Source organism: Cupriavidus sp. C3SS-1 (assembly GCF_057073755.1).
On sequence record NZ_CP172700.1, the window covers coordinates 1672721 to 1689193 of the forward strand.

Consider the following 16473-nt stretch of genomic DNA (forward strand, 5'->3'; position numbering starts at 1 on the left):
CACTATGACCAGAACCCTTATCCAAATCGTCGTTTTCCTGGCAGGCCTGGCCGTCGTGGGCTGGATTGGCGCCGGCTACGCGGGCACCAACGCGCTGGCGCTGGCCGTCACGCTGCTGATCGGCGGCTTCTACCTGGCCGGTGCGTTCGAACTCAAGCGCTACCACCAGGCCACGGGCACGCTGGCCCAAGCCGTTGCGGGACTGTCCGAAGCCCCCGCCAGCCTTGGCGCATGGGTCGACTTGCTGCCTCCGGGCCTGCGCAATGCCGTGCGCCTGCGCGTCGAAGGCGAGCGCGCCGCCCTGCCCGGCCCGGCCCTGACGCCGTACCTGGTCGGCCTGCTGGTCCTGCTGGGCATGTTCGGCACGTTCCTTGGCATGGTCGCGACGCTTCGGGGCACCGGCATCGCGCTGGAAGGCGCTGCGGACCTCGATGCCATCCGCGCATCGCTGGCCGCCCCGGTCAAAGGCCTGGGCTTTGCGTTCGGCACGTCGGTGGCCGGTGTCGCCACCTCGGCCATGCTGGGCCTGCTTTCCACGCTGTGCCGGCGCGAGCGCATCGAGGCCGCGCAGGCGCTCGACGCCCGCATCGCCACCACGCTGCGCCCGTTTTCGCGCAACCACCAGCGCGAAGAAGCGTTCCGCCTGCTGCAGCGGCAGGCGGACGTGATGCCCACGCTGGTCGACCGGCTGCAGGGCATGATGACCACCATGGAACAGCAGCACCAGGCCATGTCCGAACGGCTCGCCACCAGCCAGGCCGCGTTCCATGACCGCACCGACGCCGCGTACGGCCGGCTGGCCGATGCCGTGCGGCAATCGCTGACGCAGAGCATCGCCGACAGCGCACGCACCGCCAGCGCGGCCATCCAGCCTGCCGTCGAATTCACCATGGCGGGCATCGCACGCGAAACGGCGGCCCTGCACACCACGGTCTCGGACGCCGTGAAGCAACAGCTCGATGGCCTGTCGAGCCGCTTCGAGGACAGCACGGCGACCGTCGCGGATTTGTGGAAGCAGGCGCTGGCCGGTCATCAGCGCACCAGCGAAGCACAGGCCGGCGACCTGCGCGCCACGCTCGAAGGCTTCACGCAGACTTTCGATGAACGCTCGGCGGCCCTGCTGGAAAGCGTGGCCGCCCGCCTGGACGCCACGGCGGCCAGCGCCGCCGGAACCTGGAATGCTGCGCTGGCGCAGCAAGCGCGCGTCAGCGAGAAAATCGCCGGCGACAGCCAGCAAGCCATCGCCAGTGCGGCGGCAGCGTTCGAGCAGCACGCGGCCTCGATGGTGCGGGCGCTGGCCGGCTCGCATGCCGAACTGAAGCAGGAACTGTCGGCACAGGATGCACAGCGGCTGCAGGTCTGGGCGCAAACGCTTGGCGCCATCGCCAACACCCTGCGCAGCGAGATGGAACAGGCGAGCGCGCACACCGCAAGCCGCCACCAGGAAATCGCCGACGCCCTGGCGCAGACCACGCGCGACATGTCGGCGGAAGTTCGCGCGCATGCCAGCAGCACCGTCGCCGAGATCGAGCGCCTGGTGCAAGCGGCCGAGCAGGCCCCCAAGGCTGCCGTTGCCCTGCAGGAAGAACTGGCCGCTCGCGACCAGCAGCGCCTGGCCGCATGGACCGAGGCACTGGCCGGCATGGCCGCGACGCTGCGCACGCAGATGGAACAGGCCAGCGCGAATGCCGCCGGCCACCAGCAGCAGATCACCGAAACGCTGGCGCAGACCGCGCGCGCTATGTCCGCCGAGGCGCGCACGCACGCCAGCAGCACCATCGCAGAGATCGACCGCCTCGTGCAGGCCGCCGAGTTGGCCCCGAAGGCTGCCGTCGCGCTGCAGGAAGAACTGGCGTCTCGCGACCAGCAGCGCCTGGCCGCATGGACCGAGGCACTGGCTGGCATGGCCGCGACGCTGCGCGCGCAGATGGAGCAGGCCAGCGCGAACGCCGCCAGCCATCAGGAACAGATCACCGAAACGCTGGCGCAAACCGCTCGCGCTATGTCCGCCGAGGCGCGCACGCACGCGAGCAGCACCATCGCCGAAATCGACCGCCTGGTGCAGGCCGCCGAGTTGGCCCCGAAGGCCGCGGTCGCGCTCCAGGAAGAACTGGCTTCGCGCGATCAGCAGCGCCTGGCCGCATGGACCGAGGCACTAGCCGGCATGGCCGCAACGCTGCGCGCCCAGATCGAACAGGGGAGCGCGCAATCCGCTGACCGCCAGCAGGCCATCACCGACGCACTGGCCCAGACGGCACGCGATATTTCGGCCGAAGCGCGCACGCACGCCAGCACCACCATCGCCGAAATCGACCGCCTCGTGCAGGCCGCCGAGCAGGCCCCGAAGGCCGCCGTCGCCTTGCAGGCCGAAATGGCCGCGCGCGACGAGCAGCGCATGACCGCCTGGACCGAGACGCTCGGCAGCATGGCCGCGTCGCTGCGACAGGAATGGGAGCAGACCACGACGCACACGACCAACCGCCAGCAGGAACTCTGCAATACGCTGGCCCGGACCACGCGCGACATCGCGGCCCAGACGCAGGCACAGGCCAGCCACGCCATCGCCGAGGTCTCCCGCCTGGTGCAGGCCGCCACCGAAGCGCCCAAGGCGGCGGCCGAGGTCATCGCCGAATTGCGCCAGAAGCTTACCGACAGCATGGCCCGCGACAACACGATGCTCGAAGAGCGCGGCCGCCTGCTCGAAACGCTGGGCACGCTGCTCGATGCGGTCAACCATGCTTCCACCGAGCAGCGCGAGGCCGTGGACAGCCTCGTTGCCACCACGGCCGACCTGCTCGACCGTGTCGGCACGCGCTTCCACGACCAGGTCGAATCGGAAACCGGCAAGCTCGCCACCGTGGCTGCGCAGGTCACGGGCAGCGCCGTCGAAGTGGCCAGCCTTGGCGAGGCGCTGGGCGTGGCCGTGCAGATGTTCAGCGAGTCCAACGACAAGCTGATGGCGCATCTGGAGCGCATCGAGACCGCGCTCGACAAATCCATGGCGCGCAGCGACGAGCAGCTGGCCTACTACGTGGCGCAGGCGCGCGAGGTCGTCGACCTCAGCATGCGCTCGCAGAAGCAGGTGCTTGACGACCTGCAGCAGCTTGCCGGACAGCAGGCATCCAACGCAGAGGCGGCATGAGAGACGACGACATCGACGCAGGCGTCGAGCCGTCCGTACCGACCTGGGCCGTCTTTGGCGACCTGATGTCGGTGGTGCTGGGCGCATTCGTGCTGATCCTGCTGGGCGTCATCGGCGCCCAGATGGAGCTCACGTCCAGGCTGGAGAAGGAAGCGAAGCAGCGCCAGGAAGAAATGCAGCGCCGCGAAAGCCTGGAAAAGGCGCTGGCGGCCCCACTCGCCGCTGGGCGCGTGACGCTGGTGAACGGCCGCATCGGCATCAATGGCAGCGTGCTGTTCGCACTCAACTCCGACCAGCTCCAGCCGCAGGGCCGTGACGTGCTGAAGAGCCTGGCCGGGCCGCTGTCGGCCTACCTGCGCTCGCGCGACGAGATCCTGATGGTGAGCGGCTTCACCGACGACCAGCAGGTGCGCGAACGCAACCGCCGGTTTGCCGACAACTGGGAGCTGTCCGCCCAGCGCGCCTTGACGGTGACGCGCGCGCTGATCGATGCGGGCATCCCGGCCGCCTCAGTGTTCTCGGCCGCGTTCGGCGCCGAGCAGCCGGTAACGTCGAACGCCGATGAAGCCGGCCGCGCCCGCAACCGGCGGGTGGAAATCGCCCCCGTTCCGCGCGTGTCCATGGGCACGGGGAAGCCGCATGGCTAACGACGCCGTGCTCGACACGCTGGCCGCCTGGCGCGAACGCGGCGCCGACCGCGTCGACCCGGTCCGGTTTCGCCTGATCGAAGCGATGGCACGGCGCGCGGCTGGCCACAGTGGCGATGCGCGCCGCCTGCTCGAAGGCCGGCTGTCCGAACTGGTCAGCGCATACGGTGCGGCCGTGGAAAGCGAGGCATCCCGGGACACCGGCGATGCGCCTCGACCACGCCTGCCCACGCGCGGCGCGCTGGCGGAGGTAGTCGACTACATCGCGAGCCAGGCCCCGCTGCCCGATGCTGCCCCAGCTCCTGGCGCAGCGCCGCGCAGCGCTCCGCGCGACGCATTGCGAGCCGAGCCGAAGCTGATCGATTACTTCCGGGATACCTGGACGCGCGTCAGCGCGAGCCAGCAGTTGCAGCAATCGCTGGAGCGGGTGCCCGAGCATGCGGGTCCGCTCAATTCCAGCCATCTCGTGCATCGCTCGCTGACGCTGATGCGCGAGATGTCGCCCGCATACTTCGAGCAGTTCCTGTCCTATGTCGATGCGCTGACGTGGCTGGAACAGATGCATGGCGGCGGCGCCGCGGCCGTCAAGGAAGCGCCCCGTGCCGGCGTGGTGAAGAAAGCCGTGCGCGCCAGGGCGCGCAAATAAGCGGCTGGCAATCGCCGGCGCATGCGGTGTGCCGGCACGCGAATCACTCCAGCGACACTCCCGTGTCCGCCGTCAGCTTCAGAACCACCGGCAAATATGCCTTGTAGGCGCTCACCGCTTCCCCAGGCAAGTTGCCCAGCGGCTCCGCCCCCATCTCGTCGATCTTCTTGCTCACCGTGGCGCTCCTGACCAGCGCGCTGACCTCGCGGCCCAGTCGCTCGATCAGCGCATCGGGTGTTTTCGCAGGCGCCATCAGCGTCACGGGGCCGACCAGCGCGAATGCACTGTCCTTGTAGCCGGCCTCGGCAAAAGTCGGCACGTCCGGCAGCGCGCGCGCACGGCTGGCGCCTACTACCGCCAGCGCCCGCAGCCGGCCATCGGCAATGTGCTGCCTCAGCGAAGTGACCGAGCCCACCGTCAGGTTCACCTGGCCGCCGAGCAGGTCCGTGATCATGGGTCCCTCGCCCCGGTACGGCACATGCAGCATGTCGATCCCGTAAGTCTTGCCGAGATACGCCTGAATCGTATGCGGTTGAGTGCCCGGCCCCCAGGAACCCATCACCAGCTTGCCCGGGTGCGCCTTCGCATAGGCAATCAGTTCGGCCACCGTCTTCACTGGCACCGATGCGTTCACAGCCATCACCGTGCGCGCGACGGCCACGTCGGAAATCGGCCGCAAGTCGGTGCGCGGGTCATAGGGCAGCCGCTTGTAGAGCACGATATTGGCCGTGATGGGCCCCGGAATCGTCATCAGCAAGGTGTAGCCGTCCGGTGCCGACTTGGCGACGTAATCGGTACCGATGCCGCCGCCTGCCCCGGCGCGGTTCTCGACCACCACGGGCTGGCCCAGCCGGCGCGACAAGCCGTCGGCCACCGTGCGCGCGAGCGTATCGGTCAACCCGCCGGGCGGATACGGCACCACCATGCGGATCGGCTTGGCTGGATAGGCAGCTTCGATGGCCTGCCCCGCGCACGGCAGCAGCGTCAGCGCCAGGGCCGCCGCCCCCAGCGTGCGCATGGACATCGACAAGGTACGGCGCCGGACGGCGCTGACTGCGCTGTGAATCGTCATGCTGTCTCCACTGGCAGGGCAGCGCCGGCAGTGCCGGGCCGCCCATTTTAATACGACGCATTAATCACTGACGGAAAATGTAGCAGAGCGATTGCGCCGAGCGGGATGGTGGAAACCCCAATGCCCGCATCAGCGCCCGCCGCCTAAGCTGTCCCCGACCGTTTAATACGATAGATTAAAATCGCCTGGGAACCTGATCGCCATGAACGCCCCGCATCCCTCTTCCGATCGCGCCGCGCTGTTGCGCGATGCCGTCGTGTACACCTATCCGCTTTACGAGATGGCACGCATGCGCGCCGCAACGTGCCCGCGCCGCGGCCCCGACGGGGTCTTTGCCGGCGACACCCCCGACACCCCGCTGCGCTGGGTCAACCAGCTTTTCCACACGCGCGTCCTGCTTGGGCCGCAGCACCGTCAGGTGGTTACGCCCAACAACGACACGCTCTATACCAACGCCTGGCTCGACCTGTCCGAAGGACCGGTCTGCCTCAGCGTGCCGGACACGGGCGGGCGCTATTACGTGCTCGGCCTGCTCGACGCCTACACCAACCCGTTCGATGCGGTCGGCAGCCGGACCACCGGCACCGGCGCGGGCCGCTATCTGCTCCACGGGCCGCGCTGGCAAGGCGAGATCCCGCCCGGCATGCAGCCGCTGGCGTGCCCGACCGACGCAGTCTGGATGATCGGCCGCTGGCTGGTCGATGGCGAAGCGGACCTGCCAGCCGTGCATCACTTGCAGGATGCCGTCAGCCTGACGCGCCTCGACGGCACGCCGGCCGCGCGCGCGTTCGACGTGGGCATGCAGCCCGGCGAGCGCGTGGGCGACCCGCTGCGCTTTACCGCCGTGGTCAACCGGATGCTGCGCGACAACCCGCCGCCGGCCAGCCAGGCGGTCCATGTGGCCCGCTTTGCAGCCGTCGGCATCGGCGCAGACTGCGACGCGATGGAACCCGATGAGGCACAGCGCAGCGCAATGGCCGCTGCCTTATCCGAACTCGAGGCCGAACTGGGTGCGCCGATTCCGTCTGACCTCGGCGGCGGCTGGTCGCTGCCGGTCGAGTTGCTGTCGACATTCGGCGAACGCTACCTGGAACGTGCGCTGGTCGCGCGCAACTACATCGGCGCGCTGGGCATGGAAGAAGCGATGTACCTGATCGCGGATTGCGATGGCGAAGGGCAGCCACTGGATGGCCGCTGCGACTACGAACTGGTTTTTCCTGCCAGCGGACTGCCGCAGGTGGACGCGTTCTGGTCCCTCACGGTTTACCGCAAGTCCGACTGCATGCTGGTGGAGAACGCGCTGTGCCGGTATTCGCTGGGGGACCGCTCACCGGACCTGCGTCATGAAGCGGATGGGAGCCTGCGCCTGTTCCTGGGCGAGCGCGCGCCGGATGCGCTGGCGCTGCGGGGCAACTGGCTGCCGGCGCCCGCCGAGCCGTTCTACGTCACGCTGCGGCTGTACGTGCCGCGCCAGTCGCACCTGGACAAGAGCTTCGCCTATCCGCCGATCCGGCGCGTCAACGGCGTGTCGTAAAGACCGTAGCGGGGTCGCCGCTGCCGCTCAGTCCGTGCGCGCCTTGCCGCCGCGGCGGGTGCCGCCGGAAGTCCGTGTCACGGGCCCGGTGAGCCCCGCAGTGCAATAGTCGGCCAGTTCGTCGACCGGCGGCGCGCGGTGTTCGCCGCGCGCGCGCTGGTACCAGTCCGCGAGCGAGAAGACCGTGCCGTGGTTGAACCACATCAGGCGGTAGTCCATCACCTTCGCCGGCACATCAGGCAATGCCGCCATGATCATTTTCCGCGTGCGGACCAGGCCGGTCAGCGCGTTCTTGTCGAGCAGGTCCGCGCTGAACAGCGTCGGGCTGAACATGGTCTGCGCGGCAACCTGCAGGTAGCTTCCTCCCCACGTAGTCGTGACGACGGTATCGGCCAGCGCGCTGATCGACGCATACACGATCGCGCGGACGTCGCCCGCTTTGCCGTCGGCCTCGACTTCGTCCAGATGGGCGTTGCGCAGCACGTTGATATGGGCCAGCCGCATATTGAGCAGATGGGCAACCAGTGCTTCACGCGAGCCGAAATGGTAGTGCAATGCCGAGCGGTTGCGCTGGCCGGATTCGACCACGATCTGCCGCAGGGGCACCTGTTCGATGCCGTGCTCGGCAAACAACCGCTCCGCGATTTCCAGCATGCGCATCGCGGTCTCGCTTTGCTGCGGGCCGGCCGACGGCGCAGGCTCCGCCGGCACGGCCTTGGCTTTGCTGCGAGCCGGCTGGCCGGCCTCGGCAACGAGGGAACTCAGGGTGCGGATGCGGCTCATGCCTGGGAATCTGGATGGGAGGTGAATGATTATCGGAGTTGGACAGAGTTCAGGCAATCGCTTTGGCAATATGAAGGCGGCGGCCCTTGAGCCGCTGCCTTGACTGCCGTGCGGGGGTCACTCCAGCGTAATCCCCTCTCGCTGGATCACGGTTCCCCAGCTCGCGTCCTCTTTCTCGATGCGCTTCGCGAACGTGGCCGGGTCGATCATCACCACCTCGCCCTGCTGCCCCAGCGCCGCCTTCGCCTTGCTGTCCTCAAGCAGGCCATGCGTGATGGTATTGAGCTTCTGGACAATCTGCGGCGGCGTGCCGGCCGGGGCGAGCATGCCGATCCAGAACGTCACGTTGAACGGCGCAATGCCAAGCTCCTCCAGCGTCGGCACATCCGGCAGTTGCGTCATGCGCTTGGACGAACTGACGGCGAGCGGCCTGAGCTTGCCGACCTTGATCTGCGGCAGCGCGCTCCAGGTGTCGAAAGCGGTCTCGAGCTCCCCGCTCATCACGGCCATCTCCGCCTGGGCGGCGGACTTGTATGGGATATGCGTGGTCTTGATCTTCGTCCGGTTATTCAGCATCGCAAAGCTCAGGTGCGCGATGTTGCCGGGACCGGCCGAGCCGTAGCTGATCTTGCCCGGATTCTGCGTGGCGAACTTCACCAGCTCCGGCAACGTGCCGACTGCGTTCTTCTGCGACCACTCCGGATTCGTGACGAGGATGAACGGCGCCTCCAGCACCAGCGTGACCGGCGTGAAGTCCTTCGGCTTGTAGTTGCTCTTCTTGTAGACCTGGTGGTTGATGGTGATGCTGCTGGAATTGGTGACCAGCAGCGTGTAGCCGTCCGGCGCCGCGCGGGCAGCCTCGGCCACGCCGATCAGCCCGTTCGCGCCGGCCTTGTTGTCGACGATCACCGGCTGGCCGAGCGACTTGCTCAGGTGCTCGGACAGCACGCGCGCCACCGTGTCGGTGAACGATCCGGCCGGGAACGGCACGATCATCCGGATGGGCTTGTTCGGCCAGTTCGCACTCTGGGCGGCGGCCGGCCCCGCGATCGTGCAAGTCAACGCGACCAGCGCGGCAGCAGCCACTCTGAAGCGGCCTGACGCCCGGCGGCAGCGCATAGAAAAATTGAGTTCCTGCATGCTTGTCTCCTGTTTTTGCTGGGTGTTCCTGAATGCCTTGTCGACCTACGCGGCCTTGCCTGATGACTTCGGCTGCGCGGTCTTGCCGGTGATGCCCATGCGTTCGAGTTCCGCGATCCGCGCCGCGCCGAGCCCCAGCACGCGGGCGAGCACCTCTTCGGTGTGCTGCCCCAGCGTCGGCGACGCGCTGCGGACCGGCATGGCGTCGTGGCAGGTGCGGAACCACGGTGTGCTGGCGGTGTACGTGCCACTGTGGGCGCGCTGCAAGTCACGCCAGAAGCCCCGTGCGCGAAGGTGAGCGTCCTGCAGCACCTGCGACATGGGGCGAACCACGCCTGCGGCAACCCCGCCCTGCTGCAGCACGCGCATGGCGTCCTCCGGATCGCGGCCCGCGCTCCACGCCGCGATGGCTGCGTCGATCCTGTCCTGCTGCGCACGGCGCCCCCTTGCGTGGGCAAGCTGCGCATCCGCACCCAGATCGTCGCTGCCGATGGCGCGGCACAGGCCGGGCCATTCCGCATCAGTGACGGTCAGTACGATCCACGCATCGTCGCCCGCGCAACGGAAGCAGCCGTGCGGCACATTCAACGGATGGCGGTTGCCCTGGCGCGGCGATACCGCGCCGCTGACCGATTGCTCGATGATGAACGGTACGGCCATCGGCAACATGGCCTCGACCTGCGACAGGTTGAGATGCCGGCCCTTGCCAGTCGACTGCTGCGCGAACAGCGCGAGCAGCATCGCGGCGCCGGCATTCAGTCCGCCGATCGGATCGCCGTAGGCGTAGGACGTCATGGCCGGCGGTCCATCCGGGTGCCCGGTGTGGAGCGGCAGCCCGCTGGCCTGTTCCAGCGTGCCGCCATACGCGCGCGTGTTGCTCCACGCGTTGCCAAGCCCGAACGCTGGCATCGACACCATGACCAGGCGCTCGTTGACGGCGCGCAGCGCCTCGTAGTCGAGCCCGAGCTTCGGCAGGACTTCGGCCGAGTAGTTTTCGATAACGGCATCGGCGCCCGCCACCAGGTCGAGCAGCAACTGCCTGCCCTCGGGCCGCGTCAGGTCCAGCGTGATGCCGAGCTTGTTGCGGTTCATCAGGTTGAAGTTGGTGTTCTTCTCGTACAGCCGTTCGCGATAGAACTCCTCGGTGAAGTTTGCGCCGCGCCACCAGTCGGGATAGCCGGTGCTCTCGACCTTGATGATCTCCGCGCCGAAGTCGGCCAGCGTCCGGGATGCAAGCGGACCCGCCCAGCCCATCGTCAGGTCGACCACGCGCACACCTTGCAAGGGCAGCTCCGCGCAGGAGGTTCTGCGCAGTGTCCGGTGCGGCTGATGATCCAGTCCGGCTGCCCGATAGAAGGCATCGTGAGCCCCCTTCATTGGCGCGGGACCGCCATGCAACGGTCCCGCTGCATCGAGACGCAGCGGCACGACCGGGCCTTCAAACGTAACGCCCGCGGCTTCGACCGGCACGAACGCATGGCGCTGACGATGGACGTCCTGGCGCAGCAACTCGTCCATCGTCGGCACGATGACCGTCGGATGCTTCTTGTCCCCGAGGATCTCGAACCATTCCCTTGCCGTACGCGTCCGGAAGGCCGGAATCAGCAGATCGTCGATCTCGTCCGCCCGCGCCATGCGTTCCTGGCCGTTCGCGAAGCGCGGATCGCCGCCGAGTTCAGGGCGCCCGATCGCGTCGCACAGCGCCTTCCACTGCGGCAGCGTGTGCGTGAAGATGCCGATCCAGCCTTGCGCGGTCTCGAAGATGCCGGCCGGATGCGTACCGCAGAAGCGGTTGACGCCAAGACGACGCAACGGGTGGCGCTTGTCGGGTACCATGCCGGCCTCCATCTCGACTACGCTGAAGGCGCATTCGTGTTCACTGAGCACGTACCGGCGGCTGCCCTGCGCGCTGCCGATAAGACCGGCGACAGCGGCCGAAAACGCGCTCAGGCCGACCACGATCGCGGTCTGCACGTCGTGCGGCATATGGGGCGGACCGTCTGGCGGACCACTGCCGTGGATCGCGCCGGCAAGGCCCCGGCACACAGCTTCCGCGCCCGCATACCCGCTGTAGGGGCCGCTCTCCCCGAACCAGGTGAGGGCTACCTCGACCGGCTCATGGCCGCCGGCCGCGCCTGACCAGACCGGCGTGGCAACGATGCCCGGCCCTTCATCCAGGGCGCGCGCGTCGAGCACCACGTCGCAAGTGCGCGCGAGGTGTGCCAGCCATGCGTTGTCATCGGCGTCTGCCGCATCGGCGGTGACGCTGCGCTTGTTGGTGTTCAGCCACGCGAACAGCGCGCTTTCCGGCTGGGCGGCGCCGGGCACGCTGACCAGCGGCGGCATCTGCCGCCACGCGTCGCCCGCCGGACTTTCGACCTTGATGACTTCGGCGCCGAAGTCGGAGAACAGCTTGCCCGCGTACGCCAGCGCCGCACCGGTGCCGATCTCGAGTACGCGCAGCCCGCCCAGCGCGAGCTGCGCCGGGTCAGGTTCTTTCATGATCATGGAAACTCCCTGGCTGTGATGGACGGATACCGTGATGCCTCTGCCATCGCGCTTACCACGCGTCGACGAACCCGCGGCGTTCGCGGCGGCTGCGCACCTCGGCCGACGCAATGCCCTGCGCGATCCACTTGCGCGTCTGGGCCGGGTCGATCACGGCATCGATCTCCACCGCCGCAGCCGTGTTGATCGCGTGGCCGCGTTCGTACGACTGCGCGACCAGCTGCTCGAACAGCGCCTTGCGTTCGGGGCCGTCCGGCACCGCTTCCAGCTCCTTCTTGAAGCCCAGCCGGACCGCGCCTTCCAGACCCATCGGGCCGAACTCGCCAGTGGGCCACGACACGGTGAAGTTCGCCGAGCGGAAGCCGCCGCCCGCCATGGCCATCGCGCCCAGGCCATAGCCCTTGCGCAAGGTCACCGCCAGCAGCGCGACGCGCAGCTTGGCCGCCGTCAGGAACATGCGCGATACATGGCGCACCTGCGCACGCGCCTCGCACTCGGGGCCGACCATGAATCCCGGCGTGTCGATCAGCGAGACGATCGGCAGCCCATGCGCATCGCACAGCTGCATGAAACGCGACGCCTTGTCGGCCGCATCGGCATCGATGGCGCCGCCAAGGTGATAGGGGTTGTTGGCCATGATGCCCACGGGCCGCCCTTCCACGCGCGCCAGCGCCGTGTGGATGCCGGCGCCGAAGCCGCCGCGCAGCATCAGCACGCTGCCCGCGTCGGCAATGCCTTCAATGGCCTTGCGGGTGTCGTACACGCGCAGGCGGTTCTCGGGCACGACATGGCGCAGCGCCAGCGGGTCCGGCGCGCTCCAGTGTTCGACGCGCCCCTGGAACATCGACAGGTAGTGCCTGGCGACCTGCACGGCTTCGGCCTCGTTCTCGACCAGCACGTCGATCACGCCATTGGCAAACTGCACGGGCGCGGGGCCTACCTCTTCGGGACGGAAGATGCCGAGGCCGCCGCCTTCGATCATCGCCGGCCCAGCCATGCCGATGTTCGCGGACTTGTCGGCAATGATCACATCGCAGCAGCCGAGGAACGCGGCATTGCCCGCGAAGCACCGGCCCGACACGATGCCGACCACCGGCACCTCGCCGCTCAGCTCCGCGAACGCGGCGAACGACGGCTGGTAGAGGCCGGACACCGAGGGGAAATCCACGTCGCCGGGACGGCCGCCACCGCCTTCGGCAAACAGTACGAGCGGCAGTTCATCGCGCAGCGCGACCTCGACAATGCGGTCGGTCTTGATGTGATTGCGCTTACCCTGCGTGCCGGCAAGCACCGTCGCGTCGTACGCCATCACCGCACTGCGCGCGCGGTCCGTGCCGACGAGCGCGCCATTGATGCTGCCAATGCCGGTGATGAGGCCGTCAGCGGGCGTGTTGGCGATCAGGTCCTCTCTGGTGCGGCGCGACGATTGCGCCGCGAGCGCCAGCGCGCCGTATTCCACAAAGGAATCCGCATCGCACAGGTCGGCCACGTTCTCGCGGGCGGTGCGCTGGCCGCGAGAACGGCGCCGGGCGACAGCGTCGGGGCGCGCCGCGTCTTCGAGGATGGCATGTCGGTCCAGCACGCGCTGCAGGTCCGCGCGGATCGCGTGCGGATCGACCTTCTGAGCCGCTACAACCGATACGCCATCGGCTTCAACCTGCTCCAGCACGATCAGGATCTGGGCTTCCGACGCCAGCGCGCCTTTCTCCAGCCGCAGGTCGACCACGCGTGCGCCGCACTCGGCCGCAATCGCGTGCTCCATCTTCATGGCATCGAGCACCGCCACGGTCTGGCCGGGCTTGACGATCTCGTCAATTGCGACGGAGATCTCCACCACGCGGCCGGTCAACGGCGCGCGGATCGCGACCAGCCCGTCTTCCAGTTCTTCCTCGGGCTCCGATGCGCGGGGCGTGTGCGACGCTGGGCGCGCTGCGCCGCCAAGCATCGCCTCGTGCGCACGCCCGGCGTCCGCGATGGCCGCGGCCGATGCCGCCAGTTCCGGCAAGATCGCTTCGAAGTGCCGCGTATGCACGTCTTGCGCAAGGAAGTCATCGCGCTGCACCAGTGCGCGCAGCAGGTCGATATTGGTCGGCACGCCGACAATGCGGAACTCCGCAAGGCTGCGCTGCAGGCGTCGTACCGCGGCATCGAACTTCGGGGCCGCGCTGGTCACGATCAGCTTGGCCAGCAGGGTATCGAAGTTGGGCGACGGCTCGTAGCCCGTGTAGCCATGCGAATCGACGCGCACGTCGGGACCGGAAGGCGGGTCGAAGCGTTCCAGCCGGCCATGCGCTGGCCGCGCCAGGCCCTGTGCATCGGTGATTTCCGCATTGACGCGGACCTGGATTGCATAGCCCTTCGGCTGAGGTGGCGCGGCGGCGTCGAGGCCAAGCTCGCCAAGCGTGCGTCGCGCAGCCAGCCCGATCTGCAGCGCTACGAGATCCACGCCAGTGACCTGCTCGGTGATCGTGTGCTCGACTTGCAGGCGCGGATTGGCCTCGATGAAGACAAAGTCCTTCTGCTCGCCCGCTGCGGTTTCCTCGACCAGGAACTCGAAGGTCCCAAGGCTGCGGTAGTTCACGCGGCGTGCGAGCCGCAGCGCGGCCTTGATGATGCCCTCGCGCAACTGCGGCCGGAGAACAGGGCTTGGCGCGATTTCGACGAGCTTTTGGAAGCGGCGCTGCAAGGTACAGTCGCGCTCGCCCAGCGCAATGACATGGGCACCGTCGCCGGCAATCTGCACTTCGATGTGGCGCGCGCGGCTGACCAGCCGCTCGGCATAGAGCGCATCGACACCAAAGGCGGAGGCCGCCTCGGACCGGCAGCGTGCATAGGCTTCGGCCAGTTCCTCGCGCCGCCGCACCACGCGCATGCCGCGGCCACCGCCGCCGCCGACCGCCTTGATGACCACGCCGGCGTCGCCCTGCGCGTCAAAGAATCTGGTGATCTCGTCGAGCGATGCACTGCCGCGCGTTGCCGGCATCACGGGGACGTCGCTGTCCATCGCCAGTTCGAGCGCCCGGCCCTTGTCGCCAAACAGGGCGAGTTGCTCGATGGTCGGTCCGACAAAGGTGATGCCCGCGTCGACGCAAGCCTGTGCAAAGTCCGCTCGCTCGCTCAGGAACCCATAGCCCGGATGGATCGCATCGCTGCCGGAAGTCTTCGCCGCGGCAATGATCCCCGCGATGTCGATGTACGCGGCCGGCCCCCAGCCGTCGAGGGCAATGGCCTCGTCGGCCAGCATGCGGTGCCGCGCGCTGGCATCGTCCTGCGAATACACCGCGACGGTGGCGATTTCCAGGTCACGTGCGGCGCGCAGGACGCGCAATGCAATCTCGCCGCGGTTGGCGATCAGCAGCTTCTTCAATTCGGTCTCCTTGTACAGATTGCGGCCCGGCTTCTGCGGCCGGTCCAACGGTGTGTGAATCTTGCTCAGGGCCGGATGCCGAACCGGCTGATGCCGGCTTCGCGCAGCGGCGCGGCCAGGTTGGCGAACTCGCACAGCAGCGTGCGGGTTTCGCGCGGGTCGATGATGTCCTCGATCACGAAGGCCTCCGCGCTGCGGAATGGGGAGGTCAGGCTGCGCACGCGCTGCTCGATCTCGGCGCGCTTCTGCACCGGGTCGTCGGCGCCTTCGATCTCGGCCTTGTAGGCGACTTCAAGGCCCCCTTCGATCGGCATCGCGCCCCAGTTGGCCGAAGGCCAGGCGTAGCGGCAGTTGAAGCGCCCCATGTGCTGGTGCGCGGCGGCGGACATGCCATACGCCCGGCGCAGGATGACCGAGCACCACGGCACGGTCGCCTGGTACACCGCGGCCAGCGCGCGCACGCCATGGCGCATGGTCCCGGCCTGCTCCGCTTCCAGGCCGATCTGGAAGCCGGCGGTATCAACCAGGTTGACCACGGGAAGGTGGAAGGTCTGCGCCAGGTCGACGAAGCGCGTGAATTTCTCGGCGGTGGCGCTATCCCAGCCACCGCCGTGGAAGTACGGGTCGCTGGCGATCACCGCCACGGGCCAGCCGTCCAGCCGCGCCAGACCGGTCACGATGGCGCAGCCCCACTGCCGGCCGGTCTCGAAGAAGGAGCCGTCGTCCACCAGCGCCTGCACGATCGGGCGGATCTTGTAGACGGCACGGCCATCGCGCGGAATGGCGGCAAGCAGCCACTCGTCGCGGCGCGCGGCATCATCGGTGGACTGGGTGCGCGGCGGCAATTCATGGACCGACGCTGGCAGGTAGGACAGGAAGCGGCGTGCGTGTTCGAAAGCCTCCTGCTCGCTGGCGACTTCGTCATCCACCACGCCATTGCGCGTGTGGATATGGCTGCCGCCCAGCTCGCCCTTGGTGAGCTGCTGGCCGATACGCGCCACCACGGGTGGGCCTTCGGTAAAGAGCTGCGAGGTCTCGCTGACCATCACCGAGTAATGGCTGGCGGCAACGCGTGCCGCGCCCATGCCCGCGACCGATCCGAGCGCCAGCGACACCACCGGCACCACGGACATGTTCTGCACCACGTGTTGCCAGACCTTCATGGTGGGGATCAGCGTATGGCCCTTGATCTCGATATTGCGCACCGAGCCGCCACCGCCGGTGCCGTCGACCAGCCGGATCATCGGCAGGCGCAGGTCATGCGCCATCTTCTCGGCGTGGATCAGCTTGTCTCCCACCGCGCCGTCATTGGCGCCGCCGCGCACGGTGAAATCGTCGCCGACCAGCACGACCGGCCGTCGGCCGACCTGCGCGCGGCCCATAACCAGGTTGGAGGGCACAAGGTCCACAAGCCGGCCATTGCTGTCATAGCGGCCGCTGCCGCTGAGGCCGCCGACCTCGCGGAACGATCCTTCATCGGCGATCCGGGCGATGCGCTCCCGCACAGTCAACTTGCCGGCCTCGCGGTGGCGCGCGACCTTGTCTTCGCCGCCCATGCGCTCGGCAAGCCGCCGGCGGTAGGCCAGTTCGTCGATTTCGGGTTGCCAGGTCACGGTTGTCTCCGGGGGTCTTCA

The 16473-nt window shown here is 68.1% G+C and carries 10 protein-coding genes; 4 read left to right on the top strand and 6 right to left on the bottom strand.

Going from position 1 to position 16473, the window contains the following annotated elements:
* Positions 1-4: 4 nt before the first annotated feature.
* The 3 genes from ACIGJC_RS23795 to ACIGJC_RS23805 are packed head-to-tail and all read left to right on the top strand — an operon-like array spanning position 5 to position 4435.
* On the top strand, positions 5-3142 hold the full coding sequence (locus ACIGJC_RS23795) for a DUF802 domain-containing protein (RefSeq protein ID WP_483711861.1): 3138 nt from the start codon (positions 5-7) through the stop codon (positions 3140-3142).
* Positions 3139-3789, top strand: a complete 651-nt coding sequence (locus ACIGJC_RS23800; RefSeq protein WP_483711862.1) for an OmpA family protein — start codon at positions 3139-3141, stop codon at positions 3787-3789. Before ACIGJC_RS23795 ends, ACIGJC_RS23800 begins: the two co-directional genes overlap by 4 nt.
* Complete coding sequence (locus tag ACIGJC_RS23805) at positions 3782-4435, top strand: DUF2894 domain-containing protein (RefSeq protein WP_483711863.1); 654 nt, start codon at positions 3782-3784, stop codon at positions 4433-4435. Before ACIGJC_RS23800 ends, ACIGJC_RS23805 begins: the two co-directional genes overlap by 8 nt.
* A 43-nt stretch (positions 4436-4478) precedes the next feature.
* On the opposite strand, the gene ACIGJC_RS23810 is transcribed toward ACIGJC_RS23805, so the two are convergent.
* Positions 4479-5459 carry a Bug family tripartite tricarboxylate transporter substrate binding protein gene (locus ACIGJC_RS23810; protein ID WP_483714371.1) on the bottom strand — a complete coding sequence of 327 codons (981 nt, stop codon included), beginning with the start codon at positions 5457-5459 and terminating at the stop codon, positions 4479-4481.
* Between the two features lie 250 nt (positions 5460-5709).
* Here ACIGJC_RS23810 and ACIGJC_RS23815 point away from each other — a divergent pair, with 250 nt between their 5' ends.
* Complete coding sequence (locus ACIGJC_RS23815; RefSeq protein WP_483711864.1) at positions 5710-7041, top strand: DUF1254 domain-containing protein; 1332 nt, start codon at positions 5710-5712, stop codon at positions 7039-7041.
* 27 nt (positions 7042-7068) lie between these two features.
* Here ACIGJC_RS23815 and ACIGJC_RS23820 read toward each other — a convergent pair whose 3' ends face one another.
* From ACIGJC_RS23820 to ACIGJC_RS23840, 5 genes are all read right to left on the bottom strand, one after another.
* The gene (locus ACIGJC_RS23820; protein WP_483711865.1) at positions 7069-7824 is read right to left on the bottom strand and encodes a TetR/AcrR family transcriptional regulator; all 756 of its coding nucleotides are present in this window, start codon (positions 7822-7824) and stop codon (positions 7069-7071) included.
* 117 nt (positions 7825-7941) lie between these two features.
* Positions 7942-8964 (bottom strand): Bug family tripartite tricarboxylate transporter substrate binding protein, encoded by a 1023-nt coding sequence (locus tag ACIGJC_RS23825; RefSeq protein ID WP_483711866.1) that lies wholly within the window; start codon positions 8962-8964, stop codon positions 7942-7944.
* A 45-nt stretch (positions 8965-9009) separates the two neighbouring features.
* Positions 9010-11472 (bottom strand): CaiB/BaiF CoA-transferase family protein, encoded by a 2463-nt coding sequence (locus tag ACIGJC_RS23830; protein WP_483711867.1) that lies wholly within the window; start codon positions 11470-11472, stop codon positions 9010-9012.
* Between the two features lie 52 nt (positions 11473-11524).
* Complete coding sequence (locus ACIGJC_RS23835) at positions 11525-14839, bottom strand: acetyl-CoA carboxylase family protein (RefSeq protein ID WP_483711868.1); 3315 nt, start codon at positions 14837-14839, stop codon at positions 11525-11527.
* Between the two features lie 65 nt (positions 14840-14904).
* Positions 14905-16452 carry an acyl-CoA carboxylase subunit beta gene (locus tag ACIGJC_RS23840; RefSeq protein WP_483711869.1) on the bottom strand — a complete coding sequence of 516 codons (1548 nt, stop codon included), beginning with the start codon at positions 16450-16452 and terminating at the stop codon, positions 14905-14907.
* Positions 16453-16473: the final 21 nt, after the last annotated feature.

What these genes read in the sequence shown, in the direction of transcription:
- ACIGJC_RS23795 (WP_483711861.1), top strand. Translation starts at nt 5, where the DNA reads ATGACCAGAACCCTTATCCAAATCGTCGTTTTCCTGGCAGGCCTGGCC.
- ACIGJC_RS23800 (WP_483711862.1), top strand. Translation starts at nt 3,139, where the DNA reads ATGAGAGACGACGACATCGACGCAGGCGTCGAGCCGTCCGTACCGACC.
- ACIGJC_RS23805 (WP_483711863.1), top strand. Translation starts at nt 3,782, where the DNA reads ATGGCTAACGACGCCGTGCTCGACACGCTGGCCGCCTGGCGCGAACGC.
- ACIGJC_RS23810 (WP_483714371.1), bottom strand. Translation starts at nt 5,459, where the DNA reads ATGTCCATGCGCACGCTGGGGGCGGCGGCCCTGGCGCTGACGCTGCTG.
- ACIGJC_RS23815 (WP_483711864.1), top strand. Translation starts at nt 5,710, where the DNA reads ATGAACGCCCCGCATCCCTCTTCCGATCGCGCCGCGCTGTTGCGCGAT.
- ACIGJC_RS23820 (WP_483711865.1), bottom strand. Translation starts at nt 7,824, where the DNA reads ATGAGCCGCATCCGCACCCTGAGTTCCCTCGTTGCCGAGGCCGGCCAG.
- ACIGJC_RS23825 (WP_483711866.1), bottom strand. Translation starts at nt 8,964, where the DNA reads ATGCAGGAACTCAATTTTTCTATGCGCTGCCGCCGGGCGTCAGGCCGC.
- ACIGJC_RS23830 (WP_483711867.1), bottom strand. Translation starts at nt 11,472, where the DNA reads ATGATCATGAAAGAACCTGACCCGGCGCAGCTCGCGCTGGGCGGGCTG.